Raw genomic sequence first — 17,244 nt, forward strand, 5'->3', positions numbered from 1 at the left:
AGCAAAGCCATGTGAAGTCGCCTGGAGGTGGTCCGATGCCCGCCATGATGCTCCTTTGGGGTGCTGCCCTGGTTCTGGCAACCGCAGCAACCACGTACGCGCTGCACAGGAAGGCGGTGCATGGTCGCGGCCCGGAGCCTGATGGGATCTTCTGGGACCTCTTCGGAGGATCGGTGGTGATCCTTCCCGCCATCCTGGTCCCGGCAGTCCAGTGGTCCCCCGCCGGCCTCATCATGGTCCTGGTGGGAGTGGCTACCGTTGGCGGAACCCTGGCGAGTATCCGCAAAGTGGAGCGTATCCACGCAGCCGAACCCCGGCGTCGTGCTGGTTTTGTCCAGGACACCGCCCGCCACCAGAACCTCCTCCGGCAGTGGCAGAGCTACGAGCTTGACCCGGGCCGGACCATCGACTTTCCGGCGATGTCGGACGTCAGGATCACCGAAACGGCGATGCTCGCCCGGGCCCTGCGCGAGGCGGAATACTGCAAGGTGACCGCCGGCACGGACTACAGGTCCGCCGTCGAGCGCCTGGCCGAAGCCCTGACGGCGGCAGAACGGGCTGCGGGAGTCCCAGAACCTACGTTGTGAGGCCCACTCTGCGCCCCAAAGCGTGGATTTAGCGCGCAGAGCGGGCCCCACAACGCGCACCTAGAGGCGGGCGCGCCCCAGGTTTACGCCCGGGTCAGCACCTTGCCCTTGAAAAACTCGGGCCGCAGCCGGTACATCACCAGCATGATCGCCACGCCCAGCAGGATCACGCCCATCCCCAGGATGAACACCAGGCCCACCCCGCCAACGGATGATCCGGAGCCATATTCCGGGTCCATCGAGTCCATGGCGGTCTTCACGAACATGACCAGCAGGATCACCCCGCCCACCAGAGGCGCAAGGAACTTGAAGAAGAAGGCGCGCACGCTGCTGAAAGCCACGGCCCGGAAGAACCAGACGCAGGCCAGGGCCGTGATGCCGTAGTAGAAGCAAATCATCATGCCCAGCGCGGTAATGGTGTCCCAGAGGGCGTTTTCCGAGACCGTCCGGGTGATCACGTAGAACGCCGCTGCTGCGATTGCAGCAGCAATCGTGGCGAAGCTGGGCGACTTGTACGTGGGGCTGATGCGCCCGAACCGCGGCGAAATAGCGCGGTAGTGGCCCATGGCCAGCATGGTCCGGGCCGGCGAAACAAACGTGGACTGCAGGGATGCCGCCGAGCTGCTCAGGATGGCCAACGACATGAGGATCGCGAACGGACCCATCACCGGGCCCGCCAGGACGGCGAAAATGCTGGACTGGTTTTCCGGGTTCCCGGCACCCAATCCGGTGTCGCCGACGCCCGCGAAGGACAGGGTGGCCAGCGCGACGGTCATGTAGATGATCACGATGACCAGCACAGTGATGGTCGCGGCACGGCCCGGGGTCTTCTCCGGGTTCTTGGTTTCCTCATTCATGGTCAGGGTGACGTCCCAGCCCCAGTAAATGAAGATCGAGAGCGACACACCTGCTGCGAACTGCGAGAACGAGTCCACCGCGAAAGGGTTGAACCAGTCGGGCGAAATGGCTGTGGCATCAAACGCGGTTCCGTTGGCAACGTGCGCGAACGCCGATACTGCGAACCAGCCCAGGACCAGCAGCTGGAAGGCCACCAGCACGTACTGCACGCCCTTGGTGGTCTCCATTCCGCGGTAGGAAATCCAACACGCAATGGCAATGAACACCAACGTGGTGGCGATATTCAAGGGCAGGATCTTGCTGAGGCCGGCCAGATCCGGATTGCTGAAGAGCTGGCCGAGCATCAGGTAGAAGAAGTCCACTGCAACGGCCGCAAGGTTGGACAACACGATGATGGTCGCTGCGATCAGCCCCCAACCACCCATCCAGCCGATCCACGGACCGAAGGCGCGCGTCGCCCACGTGAAGGAGGTACCGGCGTCGGGCATTGCGTTGTTCAGTTCGCGGTAACCGAGCGCCACCAGCAGCATGGGGATGAAGCCCACCAGGAAGATGGCGGGAAGATGCACGCCCACTTCCGAGACCGTGGGACCCAACGCTGCGGTGAGGGTATAGGCGGGCGCGATGCAGGAAACACCGATCACGACGGCGCCGATCAGGCCCACCGATCCGGCTTTCAGTCCCTTTTCACTCAGGGAAGATTCTTTCGACTGGACCGTCTTTGGTGCAGTTGACATGGGTATTGCCTCTCAGGCGATTGCTATGAGCTTTGTCGCGTGTAGTCGCGGGGGACCACAATCATGGGAACGGGTAGGGCACGCAGGATCCGGTTTGCGGTGGTGCCAAGGAAAGTGGCCCGGTGCTGGGCGAGGCGGCTGGAGCCGATCAACAGGATTTCGCCGTCTTCCCAGTCAAGCCGGTCCACAGCTTCCTCGATGGTTCGGCCCTTGGCCACCACGATCTCGGGTTCAGTCAGCAGCTCATCCGCGGATGAACTTTCGACGGCGGCAATCCGCTGGGCGGCATGCATCCATGCCGCGTCGAGCAGCTCAGGCGAGTCACCGCCGTCGAGCGCCAACAGGGAGACGAGCCGCAGCGGAAGGCCGCGATCACGCGCCGACTCCACAGCAAGGTCCAGGAGCTCATCGGCCCCGGGTCGCGTGCCGAAACCGCAGCTCATCCGGGTGATCGGTTCCGTGCGGCGGTATCCGTGCGGTGCCAGGGCAACCGGCAACGGCGCCGAGTGGAGCAACGCACCAGCCACCGAACCAATCGTGAAGCGCTTGAGCAGGCCACTGTTGGTGGCTCCGATCACCAGCGCCGCAGCATCCATCTCCACGGAGGCATCAATCAACGTCCGGGCTTCGGAATCGCCGCGGCGGATGTGGCCCCGCGCGGTAATGTCCGCCGGGACCAGGGCCAGGCCTTCGTCCAGCCAACGCTGCGCTTGCTCGTTGAGGATGTCGTCGTAGCCGGTTTCCGGCGGGTAGACGGCGTTGAAGGGAGAGTCCTCGGGGATCACCAGGACCAGGTCAAGGCTCACATCGTGGTTCCGGGCAAGCGCTACGGCGAGGTGGACGGCGTCGTGCCCCCTCGCGTTGGCGGTGTACCCCACTACGTAGCGCATGGCTCCCTTTCGATTCTTAAACAGTGCTGCCGGCAGTCCGGGGACGGCACTTCCCCCGGACTGCCGGTTGCGTAACTTTGCGGCTAGACCGCTACCGAAGCGAGCTTGTGGGCTTCGACGATGCGCGCTGCGGTCGCCTGGCCCATGCGGACTGCCCCGTCGACGTGCTGGTAGCCCTCGGCTGCCAGGTCCGACGAGGACCAGTAGATCGGGCCGACGTTTGCGTGCTGGTCCTTGCCGTAGCGGTGCAGTCCGCCCAGGTCATAGCTGGAGGCGTAGGCACCGCGGGTCCATTCCTCGGAGCCCCAGTCGGACTCGTAGTAGACCTCGGGCGTGAGGGCCTTGTCGCCCAGGAATCCGGCGATGGATTCGAGGATGGCCTTCTTGCGGTCCTCGGCGCTCAGCTCGAACACGGCGTCGGCCTTTTCGTCGGAGACGAAGCCCACCAGGGTGCCGCGGGTGTCGCCGTGGTTGGTGTTGTCGTAGACCTCCTGGACCAGTGCGCCGGCGCTGAAGCCGGTGCCGGAGAGTCCGTCTTCACGCCAGAAGGGGGTCTCGTAGACGGCGTGCACCTTGATGACCAAGCCCAGCGACTGGTGCTGGTGCATCTGGTGCTGGCGGCGCGGCAGCGGCGGGTTGAAGGAGACACGCGAGTAGAGGTTCGGCGGAACAGCCATGATCACGTAGCGCGCGTTGACCGTGGCCTGCTCGGACACCACGGTGACCTTGTTGTCTTCCCAGTTGATGGTGCGCACAGGGCTGTTGAGGATGACGTCGGAACCCAGTTCTGCTGCCTGCAGCAACGAGACCTGCTGCATGCCGCCCACCACGCGCTTGTCCAGGATGAAGTCCTCATCCGTCAGGTGGCTGAAGCTGCCCGCGGAAGCAGCCATCAGTACTGCCTGAAGTGCGGAGAAGGCGTGGGCGGGCTTGGTGAGCATGCCCCCGGCGATGAAGAGGCCGATGTTGTTGCAGGCTTCCTCGTCGCTGGAGTTCTGGCGGAGCCAGTGGTGGAAGGAGATGGTGTCCAGCTCGCGGGCCTTGGGGTGGGCCCAGGGCTCGGTGGGGCCGATTTCGGCCGCCAGTTCGTCAAGGATGGCCACCAGCTTGTCCATTTCGACCTTGGTGGTGTCGTTGACCGGGAAGGAGTCGCCGGTGTACCGGGTGCGCTTGCCGTCGGCGCCGATGTAGACGGACTCGCCGTCGCGGTAGCGCGAGTACATCTCCAGTCCGAGCTCTTCCAGCAGGGCCATGAGGGCCGTCTGGTCCGGTGAAACCCACTGGCCGCCGATCTCCAGCATGGCGCCGTCGATGGTGTCGGTCCAGGTGCGGCCGCCCACGCGGTCGCGTGCTTCGAGCACTGCGACGCTGAGTCCGGCCTTCTTCAATTCGCGTGCCGCCGTCAACCCTGACGGTCCGGCACCGACGATTACAACGTCGCGATCAAGATTCTGCATGATGTCCTCTCCGTGGCCGTCCGTTGGCGGCTGACCAATAAATGAATGCCATTCATTTATATCCAATACTAGCCGCCCTGACCCCGGCTGTGAAGACCCAGTGGAATAATGCTGGGGACACAGGCAGCAGAAAGGCTCCCGATGCCCGCACCGACTCCCGCAACGTCCGCCACTCCGGCGCGCCCTGTACGCCGCCGCGCCGGCAGGCCTACGGCGGCGGTCCTGGACCAAGGCGGCATCACGACGGCGGCCCTGGAGTTGATCGGCACCAAGGGTTACAACGGACTCACCATGGCCGCGTTGGCCCGCTCATTGGGTGTCGCACCGTCCGCGCTGTACAACCACGTCTCATCGAAGGACGACGTGCTCATCCTGCTCATGGACCACCTGGCCGCGATGGTGGACGTCTCGGCATTCGGCAGCGAACCATGGGAATCCGCCGTTCGTCGCTGGGCCTGGTCCTACCGCGATGTCTTCTCTGAGCACACTCCCCTGATTCCGATCATCGCGGTGCTGCCCGTTGCGAACGCCCCCAAGACACTCGCCATGTACGAGTCCGTCACTGCGGGCTTCCGCGAAGCCGGGTTCCCCGAGGACCGCATCATTTCCGCGATCGTAGCGCTTGAAGCGTTTGTGTTCGGCGCCGCGTACGACGTCACCGCTCCGGACGACATTTTCGACGCCGGCAGCCTCGCCAGCCAGGTCCCCAACTTCACTGCGGCCGTGGACCGACTGGCACTGGAACAGCATGACCGGCCCACTGACGTTGCCTTCAGCCTGGGACTCGAGGCGCTGATCAGCGGCTTCGGGGCGTTGCGCGCCTGACGTTTACCGAAGGGGCCGCCCCTTCAGATCCACCGCGGAATACTTATTGCCAAGATAGTGCACTATGCTGCACTTTGTGGAAGACAATGCAGAAATTTTGGCGCGGGCAATCGGCGAACGCGTAAAACAGGAACGCAAGGGCCGGGACTGGACACTCGACCAACTGGCGGAAATTGCGGGGGTCAGCCGCCGCATGGTGGTCAATGTGGAGCAGGGTGCGGTTAATCCGAGCATCGGAACCCTGCTGCGGCTCAGCGATGCCCTGGGTGTCGGGCTACCCGCCTTGGTTGAGCCTCCAGCCCCGCGGTCCGCGAAAATCACCCGATCCGGTGAGGGCGCCGTGCTCTGGACCGGTCCCTCCGGAGGCCGCGGCGTCCTGGTCGCAGGCACCGAGTCTCCCGACGTCGTCGAGCTTTGGGACTGGACACTGGCGCCCGGCGAACGGCACGAAAGCGAGGCGCACTCCGCAGGCACCCGGGAGTTGCTGCAGGTTCTGGAAGGCTCGCTGACGGTGAGCGTCTCGGAGGAGAGCCACGTACTCAGCATCGGCGACGCCTTAACCTTCTTTGGCGACGTCGGCCATGCGTACTCCAATGACTCCCAGCAACGCACTCGTTTCACCCTGACCGTCCTGGAACCAGGAGTCGGCGCAGCACATCGGACGGAGACCCCGAATGCGTGACCGTTTGTCCGGAACCATCGGCGGCCTGCCGCCATGGTCAATGGCCGTTGCCGCGATGATGGCGGTGCAGCTCTCGAATGCCCTGTCTGTTGCGGTCATTCACCAGGTTGGGCCTGCAGGCACAGCCTGGCTGCGCATGTGCTTTGGCGTCGTGTTTTTGTGGCTGGTGAGCCGTCCGGCCATCCGGTCACTGCGACGCCGCGACCTGCCCGCGTTGATCGCACTCGGAGTGGTCACGGGCTTCATGACCACATTCTTCCTTGCCGCCGTCGAGCGCATCCCACTGGGAACCGCCGTCGCCATCGAATTCCTGGGTCCCCTCACCGTGGCCGGCCTCATGAGCAAGCGCCGGAAGGCGCTTATCTGGCCACTCCTCGCCTTCATGGGTGTGGTGCTGCTGACGGAGCCGTGGCACGGCACCATCGACATGGCCGGCGTGGGATTCGCCCTTGCGGCCGGGACATGCTGGGGGCTGTACAACGTACTCACCCAACATGTTGGCGATCGTTTCGGTGGCATCAGCGGACTCTCGCTCACCATTCCGGTCGCCGCCCTGGCCACGCTGCCCATTGGCTTGCCGCAGGTCCTCGGAGGATCCCTTGAGTGGTGGGTGCTGCCTGTTGCAGCCGGGATTGCGCTGATAACTCCGGTGATTGCTTTCGGGCTGGAGATGCTTGCCCTCCGGCGCATGACACACACCGCTTTTGGCACGCTGCTGTCCATTGAACCGGCGTTTGGCGTGCTGATCGGTGTGCTCGTTCTGGCCCAGGCGCCCAGCGTCCTGCAGCTTGTTGGGGTCACCCTGGTTGTGGTTGCGGGGACTGCGGCGCAGCAAGGTGGCCGCCGGTCTCCCACGCCGACGATGACGACTGACGTTCCGGCGTCGCCCGCGGCCCCCTAGGTCTTCGGGCTTCGCCTGCCCGGTGAAGGCGCAGTGGGTTTTAATCGGCAGGAAAGCTTGTAGAACAAGTAGTCAACTTGTATTCTAAGTGAAACCACTTAGGAGAACCATGAGCACCGTAGATCTGATCCGCCACATCAAGCTGTCCACCGCCACGCTTCCCCTCACCATGCCGATCAGCGACGCCAAGGTCTTCACGGGCCGCCAGAAACCGATGACCGAAGTGGTGTTCCTTTTCGCCGAGATCACCACGGAACAGGGACACGCCGGCCTGGGCTTCAGCTACTCCAAGCGTGCAGGCGGCCCTGCGCAGTATGCCCACGCCAAGGAAGTGGCAGAAGGAATCGTCGGCGAGGACCCCAACGACATCGGCAAGATCTACACCAAGCTCCTTTGGGCCGGCGCCTCGGTGGGACGCTCGGGGGTGGCAACCCAGGCCCTCGCCGCCATTGACATCGCGCTCTACGACCTCAAAGCCAAGCGTGCCGGACTCCCTTTGGCCAAGCTGCTGGGGTCATACCGGGACTCCGTCCAGACATACAACACCTCCGGCGGCTTCCTCAATGCCACCTTGGACGAGGTCAAGGAACGCGCCACGCAATCCATCGACGAAGGCATCGGCGGCATCAAGATCAAGGTGGGCCTTCCCGATTCCAAGGAAGACCTGCGCCGCGTCGCTGGAATCCGCGAACACATCGGCTGGGACGTGCCACTCATGGTGGACGCCAACCAGCAGTGGGACAGGGCCACCGCCCTGCGCATGGGCCGCCAACTCGAGGAATTCAACCTGATCTGGATTGAAGAACCCCTGGACGCCTACGACTTTGAAGGCCACGCACACTTGGCCCAGGTGCTGGACACCCCCATCGCCACGGGCGAAATGCTCGCGTCCGTTGCCGAACACAAGGGCCTTATCAACGCGAACAGCTGCGACATCATCCAGCCGGACGCGCCCAGGGTCGGAGGCATCACCCAGTTCCTCCGGCTCGCGGCCCTGGCGGATGAACGAGGCCTGGGCCTCGCGCCCCACTTTGCCATGGAAATCCACCTTCACTTGGCCGCGGCGTATCCCCGCGAGCCCTGGGTGGAACACTTCGACTGGCTGGACCCGCTGTTCGAGGAGCGCCTCGAAACCAAGAACGGCCGCATGATCGTCCCGGACCGTCCCGGACTGGGCGTCACACTCAGCGGGCAGGCCCGCGCCTGGACCAACGAAGCCGTGGAGTTCGGCGCGTAATCTTGAACCCATGAGCCGAAACCTGACCGCGGATCTCGCCGCCGACCTTCGCAACCGCATCGTCGACGGCGCCATCCAGCCAGGTGAGAAGCTCCCCAGCGAAAACACCCTCATCAGCGAATTCGGGGTGAGCAGGACCGTCGTCCGTTCGGCCCTGACCCGGCTGCAGGCCGAGGGACTTGTTGAAACCGAACGTGGGCGGGGCAGCTTTGCGCTGACTCCGCCCGCCGACGGTCCCTCGCCGGCGCCCGGAACCCGCCCGGTCTCCAGCATGGAGGACCGGTTGCAAATGCTGGACTTCCGCGTTGGGGTGGAAACAGAAGCCGCTTCCCTGGCCGCACGCAACCACACCGAACGCCAGCTCAAGGCCGCGCACGGCGCCTTGGAGCAATTCATCGCCAGCGCAGGCCACCCGGCCCACTCCATGAAGGCCGACTTCGAATTCCATAGGGCCATTGCGGCCGCCACCGGCAACCCCTTTTATACGGACTGCATCTCAGCATTGGGACAAACCATGATCACGATGCCCCGCCCGCGCCTGGTCACCACCGAGGATCAGGACTCCCCGGAGCGCTTCGCGCAGGTGGTCCACGAGCACACCTCTATATACACAGCAATCGCGGAGGGAGATCCGGTGGCTGCCGCGGCAGCGATGCGCCTGCACCTGAATAACTCACGACGCCGGTTCACGGGTTCCGCGCGCGGCTGACGGTTCCGCGCGGCTGACGGTTCCGCGCGGCTGACGGTTCCGCGCGGCTCACCCCGCGCACTTGGCCCACGTCGGACCGCCAAATCCGGCCCTTGTTCGAAATCCCTGCGCTGCATCCCCGTGGCTGGCCCGTATATCCGTTGTTGCCCAGCAACGGATGAGCGGGTTGCCGACGACCTTGTGGGCGTAAAGGTGAGAGGACAAAACAAAAGAGCCCCGATCCTAAGACCGGGGCTCTTTCCTTTGCGTGCGCGAGGGGGGATTTGAACCCCCACACCCTTTCGGATACTGGCACCTGAAGCCAGCGCGTCTGCCGTTCCGCCACTCGCGCGCAACTTCTTTTTCCGGACTTCAGCAGGTTTCCCAGCTTTGTTTCCTTCAAAAGCAGCGAGATCAAGCATAACGGACATTCGCTTGAAAACACCAATCGGGGCGCCAAGCGGGTCCCGCACACCACCTTCACCCGGCAAAATTCCCTCAACAACGGCTGAATTCCATGGAAATTTCTCGCCCCGGCAGCCGCGCCAGCAAGGGCCCGGAGAGAACTTTTCCGGGTCGTAGGGCGTTGTGGATTAAGGCCATTCCCAGTCAGTCCCAGTAGTATCGGGGAGTGGAAGGGCCGTCAGGCGCGCACTTCGCTCTGTGCGCACGCGGACTATCGGATAGGCACAACAGGTGCCGCGGCAAGGAAAGGAGAACGACCATGGGTTTGCTGGACAAAGTCGAGCGCGGCATTGAAAAAGCCGTCCGAAACGTCTTCTCCACGGGGTCGCGGGCACGTGTTGAACCGGTGGAGATCGCGAGCAAGCTAAGGCGCGAACTGGACAACAAGTCCATCACCATCGCCGCGGGCCGCACCCTGGCTCCCAATGTTTTCGATGTCCTCCTGAGCGATGAGGATTTCGCAAGGGCGCAGGAGTGGGGAACTCCCCTGGCCGAGGAACTGTGCGATGTTGTGATCCAGCACGTCCGCAGCCAGGGCTACACGCTTCAGGGTGCTGTCCGGATTTCGTTCCGTCGTAACGACGAGGAGCGCGCCGGCCATTTTGAAATCACCTCCCGGACCGAGAAGCAATCCAATGATGCAGCACCGGCTGCCCAGGCCCCTCGCAGCCACGTTCCCGCTGCTCCCGCCCGGCAGCCCACCCGCCTCCAGCCCGTCCTCGACATCGGTGGACAGCGATATTCCCTCAATGCCCGGTCAGTAGTGCTTGGCCGTTCATCGGAAGCCGACATTCTTGTAGATGACACCGGCGTTTCGCGGAAGCATCTTGAGATCCGCACCGAGAATGGCAGCACGTGGGCCGTCGATATGGGTTCCACCAATGGCAGCTACGTCAACGGACACAAGGTAAACGGCAGCGTAGAGCTAACTGACGGCTCAACCATCACGATGGGACGTACCAAGATCATTTTCCGCCTCCTCCCCCAAGCCCCGGGTGGCCACGCGTGAACGACATCAGCGAACTGACCATTACAGCGCTTCGCTTCGGGTTCCTCCTGCTGCTCTGGATCCTGATCTTCAGCATCGTGTCCACCATGCGCCGCGACTTCCAGATTGGCCGCAAAGCCGTGACGGGCGTTCCCACAGCCCGGGAAGTACGCAAGCACCCGGAACTGGCCGCGTCACCGCCGCCGCCAATCCAGCACGCACGCACTTTGGTGGTCACGGAAGGCCCCCTCAAGGGCACTACGGTCCCCTTGGCAGCGAGCCCCATTCTGCTCGGCCGTGCCCAGGAAGCCACGTTGGTCCTCGAGGACGATTACGCCTCGGGGAGGCACGCCCGCCTCTTCCCGCAGGGCAGCCGCTGGTTCATCGAGGACCTTGGCTCCACCAACGGCACCTACCTGGCCGATCAACAGCTCACCCGCGCTTTGCCGGTTGAACTTGGCGTCCCCGTGAGGATCGGCAAGACGGTCATTGAATTGAGGCCGTAGTCCATGGCCGCCCCCGAGACCCCCGACGGCAAGGACACGCCCGCGGAACGCCCGCTCATCATGCGCTACGCCGCGCGTTCGGATGTCGGTCGGATCCGCTCCAAGAATGACGACTCCGCATACGTGGGCCGCCATCTTGCTGTCGTGGCCGATGGCATGGGTGGCCACGCTGGTGGTGACGTCGCCTCAGCCTCAACGGTCCTGGACATGATCCACCTTGATCATGACAACTATCCGGAGGGCGCAGACACCGTCCTGGCCGACGAGATCCAGACGGCAAACTCGCTGCTGTCCGAGCTCGTCCACCAAAACCCCAAGCTTTCCGGCATGGGCACCACGGTCACCGCCCTGCTGCTCGAGGACCGCAAGCTCCACTTCGCCCACATTGGCGACTCCCGCGCTTACCGCCTGCGCAACAAGAAATTTGAGCAAGTCAGCGTTGACCACACGTTTGTGCAGCGCCTCATCGATGAAGGCCGCCTTCGCCCCGAAGAAGCGGAAACACATCCCCACAAGAACGTCCTGATGCGCGTACTCGGCGACGTCGATGCCAGTCCCGAACTGGATCTGGATGTCCTGGACGTCGAACCCGGTGAACGCTGGCTACTATGCTCCGATGGCCTCAATTACGTTGCGGGCCACGTGGTGGAGCGCATGGTGCGCGAGACCAAGGACCTGCGCGAATGCGCTGACATCCTGGTTGACCTCACTTTGGAAGCCGGCGCACCGGACAACGTCACCGTAGTGATGCTGGAAATAGCAGAAGAGACCGACGACGACGTCAGCACGGCCGCCGTCGACATCGTCCCGGCAGCGGCGCTTGCTTCGTTCGACGACGAAGCCGACTCAGTGACCGCCTCCAAGTCACCGGACGGTCCCGCCGCAAGCAAAGCTGCTGAGGACTCTCAGGACAGCTCCGCTGCGAAGGCTGCCCGGGACGCAGAGCCTGGATCGTCCTTCAGCGCGGGCGACCCGACCACGACGGACAAGGATGCGGAATCATCCGAATCGTCCGACTCGGGGGAACCCCCGGCCACTACCGACCCCCATCTTGGGGAGCATCTATCCGCGGAGGTTTTGCGCGAGGAACTCGCCAGCCGCCCCCACGAGCTGGTTGGAGCAGCGGCCACGGCAGCGGAGACCGGATCAATTCCCACTGTTGCAGGCCGAACGGTGGCCCGTCGCGCGGCAACGGTCCTGACCCACAAAGCCGAACAGGACCGTGCGGACGCTGAGGAGCCGCCTCGTCGTCGCGTTCGATGGCTGATGCCCGCGGTTGCCGCCGTCGTTGTCCTTGGCGTCGTGGTAGGACTTTGGCTCGGCTATGCGTGGACCCAAACCCGGTACTACGTGGGCGAATACGACCAGCGGGTAGCCATCTTCAACGGAATTTCGCAGAGGCTCGGCCCCATTCAGCTTTCCCGGCTTGAAGCCGTCACAGATATCAGGGTGGATTCATTGCCGGAATACGGCCAGCAGAGCGTACGCCAGACCGTGCCCGCGGGCGACCTCCACGATGCCCAGGGCATTGTGGAGAACTTGAAGAATACGGGCAGCGCTTCAGCAAACTGCCCCACAAAGGGTCCCAAACCGACGCCGTCGCCGACCATCAGCGTTCCCGTACCCAGTACCGCCGCAGTCGCGACCCCGAGCCCCTCGCCCATCCCCACATCCTGTGAGGCGGCCAAATGACGCAGGTTGAAACCGCCCCCAAGCCCCGCAGGAATGTTGAGCTGATCCTCCTCGTCCTGGCACTTTCCGTGGGTATCGGTGCCAGCGCCTTGGTAAGTATCAACTCGAAAGTTGGGCTGGACAGCGATTTCTGGTTCCAGTCCAGCCTTCTCGCGGTGGCCGCCCTGGCCTTCCACGTGGTGCTGAGGCTGCGCGCCCAATATGCAGACCCGGTAATTCTTCCCATCGTCGTGGCCCTGAACGGCCTCGGCTTGGCCCTCATCCACCGGATGGACGGACCCGGGGATGACACTGGCAATAATCAACTGCGTTGGACCCTCATCGCGATGGCTGTGTCCATTGCCGTGATCTGGTTCCTTAAGGACCACCGTGTTCTGCGCCGCTTCACCTATATATCGCTGGCAGTGAGTGCGCTCTTGCTGCTTATGCCGTTGATCCCTGGCATTTCTGCCGGTGAGATCCTGGGCGCACGCGTTTGGATCCGGCTTGGACCCATGACCTTCCAGCCGGGTGAAATCGCCAAGATCACCTTGGCTATATTCTTCGCCGGGTATCTTTCGTCCAACCGTGACCTGATCCTCCTGGCCGGCCGGAAGATCGGTCCCATGCAGTTCCCGCGGTTCAAGGACCTCGGCCCCATGATTACCGCTTGGCTGGTGAGCATCGGCGTGTTGGTTTTCCAGCGCGACCTCGGTTCCTCCATCCTCTTCTTCGGCCTGTTCATTGTCATGATCTACGTGGCCACCAGCCGTATCTCCTGGGTGGTTATCGGCGTCCTGCTGATCTTGGGCGGCGGCTTCGTCGCCTCGCAGATTTTCTCCCACGTGGCATTCCGCATCGACAGCTGGATCAACGCATTCACCCCGGAAGTCTTCGGCAGATCGCCCGGCGGCAGTGGGCAGATTGTCCAAGGCCTCTTCGGCATGGCTGACGGCGGTCTGGTAGGCACAGGACTTGGACAGGGCCGACCGGATCTGGTGCCCTTCGCCAACAGCGACATGATCGTGGCGCTTATCGGCGAAGAACTCGGCTTGATCGGCCTGTTCGCCGTGGTGATGTTGTATCTCCTGCTCTTCACCCGCGGTTTCCGCGCCGCCTTGGGAACACGCGATGCCTTCGGAAAACTGCTGGCCTGCGGCTTGTCCTTTGCCATTGCCCTCCAGTGCTTCGTCGTCATCGGCGGCGTCACCCGCCTGATACCCCTGACGGGCCTCACTACGCCGTTCCTGGCTGCGGGTGGTTCCTCGTTGCTGGCCAACTGGATCATCGTCGGTTTGCTCCTGATGATTTCCAATACCGCCCGCGGCCCTGTGGATACAACCCCCATGGTCAACAAGCCCCCGGCAAGCGGCAGCACCCCGGTAGTCCGTAAACCGGCCACAGGCCAGACACCCAGCGCACCAACAGAGGCGGTGAAGCAACAATGAACCAGGCAATCCGCAGTTCCTGGATGGCCGCCGTCGCCATGTTCGCGCTGATCCTCGGTGCCATCAGCTACGTCCAGGTCATTGGGGCCGATGACCTCAACTCCAACCCGTGGAACCAGCGCGCCATCCTCGCATCGTTCTGCAATGACCGTGGTGCCATTATCGTGGGTGGAAAGCCGGTTGCGGAGTCTGTCCCCGGGACAGAGTCCTGCGCTTTCCAGCGCAAGTACAACCAGCCCGAGCTTTACGCAGGTGTCACCGGATACTTCTCCAAGTTCTACGGATCCACCGGCCTGGAGCAGTCCATGGGCGATACCCTTGCCGGAAACTCCGACCAGCTTTTCCTGGACCGCCTCAGCCAGATGTTCCTCGGCAATGAGCCCAAGGGTGCTTCCGTGGAGCTGACATTGGATCCGGAGATCCAAAAGCTGGCCTACGACCTCATTCCCGACGGCCAGCGCGGCTCAATCGTTGTCACTAACCCCAAAACTGGCGCGATCCTGGCCATGGTGTCCAAGCCGTCGTACGATCCCAACCTGATCGCGTCACACGACAGGGCAACTGCGGACGCCAGCTACGCCGCTGCGAACCAGATTCCAGGAATCAACCTGAACCAGAACGTCAGTGGGCCTACAGGGAACCTGCTCTCGCCCGGGTCCGTTTTCAAGCTCGTCGACACCGCAGCGGCACTGAACTCGGGCAAGTACAACAAGGACAGCGAACTTCCCAACCCCTCCAGCCTTCCGTTGCCGGGTTCCAGTGCGAGCCTCCCCAACTACGCCGGCGGTAACTGCAACGTCCGGGAGACGGCGTCGTTCGTCTTTGCTTTGGAGCAGTCCTGCAACACGCCGTTCGCCAGCATCGCGCTGGACCTTGGCCAGGATGCCATCCGCGACCAAGCCAAGAAATTTGGCTTCGGCGAGAACTTCGGCGATCAGCTCAAGCTGCAGATGGCCCCCAGCATCTTCCCCCAGGACCTTGACCAGGCTCAGCTCGCCCAGTCGGCTGTAGGCCAGCGCGACGTCAAGGCCACCCCGCTCCAGATCAACCTGATGACGGCGGCCATCGCCAACGGCGGGGTGCAGATGAAGCCCAGCCTGGTGAAGACTGTTCGCGCTCCTGACCTTCGCGTCATCAGCGAATCCAAACCTGAGGCCCTGCGCACCAGCACCACGGCCCCCATCGCAAGCCAGATCACTGAGTGGATGACCAGTGCGGTGGACAACGGAATTGCCAAGGGTGCAGCGGTTCCCGGTGTGAAGGTGGCCGGCAAGACCGGAACCGCGGAGCTGGGGGATTCAGGTTTGAACAACTCATGGTTTACCGGGTTCGCCCCGGCAAACGACCCGCAAGTGGCCGTCACCATCGTCATGGAAGGTGTGGATGTGCTCAGCGGTGCCAAGCTAACCAGTCCGAACGCAAAGAAGATTTTTGAGGCGGTGTTGAATAAGTGAGGCCTACTTCGGGAATCACACTCGGCGGCAGGTTCCAGCTGACCAGTCGCATTGCGATTGGCGGCATGGGCGAGGTCTGGAAGGCCAAGGATCAGATCCTGGGCAGGATCGTAGCCATCAAGGTGCTGAAAGAGGAGTACACGGGGGACCCCGGCTTCCTTCAGCGTTTCCGTGCCGAGGCGCGCCACACAGCCCTCCTCAACCACGTAGGCATCGCCAACGTCTTCGATTACGGCGAGGAAGCCGGTTCGGCGTATCTCGTCATGGAGCTCGTACCGGGCCACCCCTTGAGCGGCATCCTGGAACGCGAGCAGGTTCTGTCCCCGGACATGACTCTTTCGATCATCGCCCAGACTGCCCGCGCCCTCGCGGTTGCGCATGCCCAGGGCCTGGTTCACCGCGACATCAAGCCGGGCAACCTGCTGATCACCCCGGACAACCGCGTCAAAGTCACCGACTTCGGCATCGCGCGCCTGGCTGACCAGGTGCCGCTAACCCAGACCGGCCAGGTCATGGGTACCGCCCAGTACCTGGCTCCCGAACAGGCCACCGGCCAGACTGCCACCGGCTCCTCGGATATCTACTCGCTGGGTGTTATCGGTTACGAGTGCCTGACGGGTCACCGTCCGTTCTCCGGGGAATCACAGATCGCCATTGCCCTCGCCCAGGTCAACGACGCACCGCCGCCCCTGCCGGAGACGCTGCCGACGCCTGTCCGCGCACTCCTGATGTCCATGCTGGCCAAGGACCCCAAGAACCGCCCAGCCAACGCCATTAAGCTGGCCGAAGCCGCCGAAGCCATCCGCAATGGCGACATCGCCACCGCTCACGCTGCCGTTCCCGGGATGCTGCTCTTCGAAAGCACCACTGGCCCCATCACGGCGCCCGTCGATACCGCAACGGCACCCACCGGCGTCGTCACCTCGCCTTACGGCAAGGAGCAATCGTCGACGGCGACTTCCGCGCTTCCGGTGCTGGGCGCCGGCGCCGCCGGTGCTGCACTGGGGGCTGCGGCTGCATCCTCTGATAACGCCCTGACCCGTGCCAACGCGCTGGAGGCAGAACGCCAACTGAACGAAGAGGAAGTCATCTACACCGATGACGAAAACTTCGACGACCCCGAGCCGGAACGCAAGAAGCGCAGTCCGTGGACGTGGCCGCTCGTTGCCCTGATCCTGTTGGTACTTTTTGCGCTGGTTGGCTTCCTGATCTCACAGTCCGGATTCTTCTCTCCCAGCCCTGCACCCAGCGAGATCACCTCTACAAGCCCCAGCCGGAGTGCAAGTCCCACACCGACGTCGGCCTCCCCTAAGCCTTCGACTACGCCAACGTCCGAGGCGCCTTCACCCACGCAGTCAACGCCGCAGACCATCAACCTCATCCCTGCGGAATACCTCGGCAAGCCCTTCGACACGGTCAGTGCACAACTCGGTGCACTCGGCCTGCAGGTCCGAGGGGAGCAGGTCTTCGACGACCAAGCCGCTGTAGGGATCGTGACTGGCATTGACCCGTCAGGCGCCGTCCAGCCGGGCGAGGTCATCACCGTCCAGTACTCGAAGGGTCCGCAGGCTCCGCCGACGGTTGCTGTTCCCACCATCGCTCCCGGTGCCAGCGAAGCACAGGTCAGGGCTACCTTGGAGGGCGCGGGCCTCAAGTGGATCCCGGGGGATCCCGTCAACGGCGCCGTGGGCCAGCAGCCTGGCACCTTCGTTCGGTCGTCCCCGGCGGCAGGAACCGAGGTTAATGCAGGTTCCACAGTCACGTACTTCCTTGCCAAGAACGTTGCTCCCACCAACCCCAACACCCCGAGCGCCAACCCCAGCGCTTCCGGAAACCCGAAGAACTAAGTA

General features: G+C 63.4%; 15 protein-coding genes and 1 tRNA gene. 12 read left to right on the forward strand and 4 right to left on the reverse strand.

The window, feature by feature from the left end:
* Positions 1-11 precede the first annotated feature (11 nt).
* Positions 12-587 carry a hypothetical protein gene (locus LRQ04_RS04905; protein WP_235518061.1) on the forward strand — a complete coding sequence of 192 codons (576 nt, stop codon included), beginning with the start codon at positions 12-14 and terminating at the stop codon, positions 585-587.
* 83 nt (positions 588-670) lie between these two features.
* On the opposite strand, the gene LRQ04_RS04910 is transcribed toward LRQ04_RS04905, so the two are convergent.
* From LRQ04_RS04910 to LRQ04_RS04920, 3 genes are all read right to left on the reverse strand, one after another.
* On the reverse strand, positions 671-2,182 hold the full coding sequence (locus tag LRQ04_RS04910; protein ID WP_235518062.1) for an APC family permease: 1,512 nt from the start codon (positions 2,180-2,182) through the stop codon (positions 671-673).
* Positions 2,183-2,205: 23 nt separating this feature from the next.
* The gene (locus LRQ04_RS04915) at positions 2,206-3,072 is read right to left on the reverse strand and encodes a universal stress protein (protein ID WP_235518064.1); all 867 of its coding nucleotides are present in this window, start codon (positions 3,070-3,072) and stop codon (positions 2,206-2,208) included.
* 83 nt (positions 3,073-3,155) lie between these two features.
* On the reverse strand, positions 3,156-4,529 hold the full coding sequence (locus tag LRQ04_RS04920; protein ID WP_235518065.1) for an NAD(P)/FAD-dependent oxidoreductase: 1,374 nt from the start codon (positions 4,527-4,529) through the stop codon (positions 3,156-3,158).
* 108 nt (positions 4,530-4,637) lie between these two features.
* Here LRQ04_RS04920 and LRQ04_RS04925 point away from each other — a divergent pair, with 108 nt between their 5' ends.
* From LRQ04_RS04925 to LRQ04_RS04945, 5 genes are all read left to right on the forward strand, one after another.
* Positions 4,638-5,354 carry a TetR/AcrR family transcriptional regulator gene (locus LRQ04_RS04925; protein ID WP_235518066.1) on the forward strand — a complete coding sequence of 239 codons (717 nt, stop codon included), beginning with the start codon at positions 4,638-4,640 and terminating at the stop codon, positions 5,352-5,354.
* Positions 5,355-5,430: 76 nt separating this feature from the next.
* The gene (locus LRQ04_RS04930) at positions 5,431-6,036 is read left to right on the forward strand and encodes a helix-turn-helix domain-containing protein (protein WP_235518067.1); all 606 of its coding nucleotides are present in this window, start codon (positions 5,431-5,433) and stop codon (positions 6,034-6,036) included.
* The gene (locus LRQ04_RS04935; protein WP_235518069.1) at positions 6,029-6,937 is read left to right on the forward strand and encodes a DMT family transporter; all 909 of its coding nucleotides are present in this window, start codon (positions 6,029-6,031) and stop codon (positions 6,935-6,937) included. Before LRQ04_RS04930 ends, LRQ04_RS04935 begins: the two co-directional genes overlap by 8 nt.
* 109 nt (positions 6,938-7,046) lie before the next feature.
* The gene (locus LRQ04_RS04940; protein ID WP_235518070.1) at positions 7,047-8,174 is read left to right on the forward strand and encodes a mandelate racemase/muconate lactonizing enzyme family protein; all 1,128 of its coding nucleotides are present in this window, start codon (positions 7,047-7,049) and stop codon (positions 8,172-8,174) included.
* 10 nt (positions 8,175-8,184) lie between these two features.
* Positions 8,185-8,883, forward strand: coding sequence for a FadR/GntR family transcriptional regulator (locus LRQ04_RS04945; RefSeq protein WP_235518071.1), 699 nt, complete (start codon positions 8,185-8,187; stop codon positions 8,881-8,883).
* 248 nt (positions 8,884-9,131) lie between these two features.
* Here LRQ04_RS04945 and LRQ04_RS04950 read toward each other — a convergent pair.
* Positions 9,132-9,214 (reverse strand) — tRNA-Leu (locus tag LRQ04_RS04950).
* Between the two features lie 372 nt (positions 9,215-9,586).
* Between LRQ04_RS04950 and LRQ04_RS04955 the strand changes: the two genes are divergently transcribed.
* The 6 genes from LRQ04_RS04955 to LRQ04_RS04980 are packed head-to-tail and all read left to right on the forward strand — an operon-like array spanning position 9,587 to position 17,241.
* Positions 9,587-10,336, forward strand: coding sequence for a DUF3662 and FHA domain-containing protein (locus tag LRQ04_RS04955; protein ID WP_235518073.1), 750 nt, complete (start codon positions 9,587-9,589; stop codon positions 10,334-10,336).
* Between the two features lie 5 nt (positions 10,337-10,341).
* Complete coding sequence (locus LRQ04_RS04960) at positions 10,342-10,821, forward strand: FHA domain-containing protein (protein WP_235518677.1); 480 nt, start codon at positions 10,342-10,344, stop codon at positions 10,819-10,821.
* A gap of 3 nt (positions 10,822-10,824) precedes the next feature.
* A complete protein-coding gene (locus tag LRQ04_RS04965; protein ID WP_235518075.1) occupies positions 10,825-12,513 on the forward strand; it encodes a PP2C family serine/threonine-protein phosphatase in 1,689 nt (562 codons plus the stop codon).
* Positions 12,510-13,940, forward strand: coding sequence for an FtsW/RodA/SpoVE family cell cycle protein (locus LRQ04_RS04970; protein WP_235518077.1), 1,431 nt, complete (start codon positions 12,510-12,512; stop codon positions 13,938-13,940). The genes LRQ04_RS04965 and LRQ04_RS04970 overlap by 4 nt, the downstream gene beginning before the upstream one ends.
* Positions 13,937-15,394, forward strand: coding sequence for a penicillin-binding transpeptidase domain-containing protein (locus tag LRQ04_RS04975; RefSeq protein WP_235518079.1), 1,458 nt, complete (start codon positions 13,937-13,939; stop codon positions 15,392-15,394). Before LRQ04_RS04970 ends, LRQ04_RS04975 begins: the two co-directional genes overlap by 4 nt.
* A complete protein-coding gene (locus LRQ04_RS04980) occupies positions 15,391-17,241 on the forward strand; it encodes a protein kinase (protein ID WP_235518082.1) in 1,851 nt (616 codons plus the stop codon). Before LRQ04_RS04975 ends, LRQ04_RS04980 begins: the two co-directional genes overlap by 4 nt.
* The last annotated feature ends 3 nt before the right edge of the window (positions 17,242-17,244 follow it).

This window comes from Paenarthrobacter sp. AR 02 (assembly GCF_021538675.1).
GTDB lineage: Bacteria > Actinomycetota > Actinomycetes > Actinomycetales > Micrococcaceae > Arthrobacter.

Bases quoted from the DNA above. Each gene is read 5' to 3' on its own strand.
- LRQ04_RS04910 (WP_235518062.1), bottom strand. From the start codon at position 2,182: ATGTCAACTGCACCAAAGACGGTCCAGTCGAAAGAATCTTCCCTGAGT.
- LRQ04_RS04940 (WP_235518070.1), top strand. From the start codon at position 7,047: ATGAGCACCGTAGATCTGATCCGCCACATCAAGCTGTCCACCGCCACG.
- LRQ04_RS04955 (WP_235518073.1), top strand. From the start codon at position 9,587: ATGGGTTTGCTGGACAAAGTCGAGCGCGGCATTGAAAAAGCCGTCCGA.
- LRQ04_RS04925 (WP_235518066.1), top strand. From the start codon at position 4,638: ATGCTGGGGACACAGGCAGCAGAAAGGCTCCCGATGCCCGCACCGACT.
- LRQ04_RS04945 (WP_235518071.1), top strand. From the start codon at position 8,185: ATGAGCCGAAACCTGACCGCGGATCTCGCCGCCGACCTTCGCAACCGC.
- LRQ04_RS04965 (WP_235518075.1), top strand. From the start codon at position 10,825: ATGGCCGCCCCCGAGACCCCCGACGGCAAGGACACGCCCGCGGAACGC.
- LRQ04_RS04935 (WP_235518069.1), top strand. From the start codon at position 6,029: ATGCGTGACCGTTTGTCCGGAACCATCGGCGGCCTGCCGCCATGGTCA.
- LRQ04_RS04920 (WP_235518065.1), bottom strand. From the start codon at position 4,529: ATGCAGAATCTTGATCGCGACGTTGTAATCGTCGGTGCCGGACCGTCA.
- LRQ04_RS04975 (WP_235518079.1), top strand. From the start codon at position 13,937: ATGAACCAGGCAATCCGCAGTTCCTGGATGGCCGCCGTCGCCATGTTC.
- LRQ04_RS04970 (WP_235518077.1), top strand. From the start codon at position 12,510: ATGACGCAGGTTGAAACCGCCCCCAAGCCCCGCAGGAATGTTGAGCTG.
- LRQ04_RS04915 (WP_235518064.1), bottom strand. From the start codon at position 3,072: ATGCGCTACGTAGTGGGGTACACCGCCAACGCGAGGGGGCACGACGCC.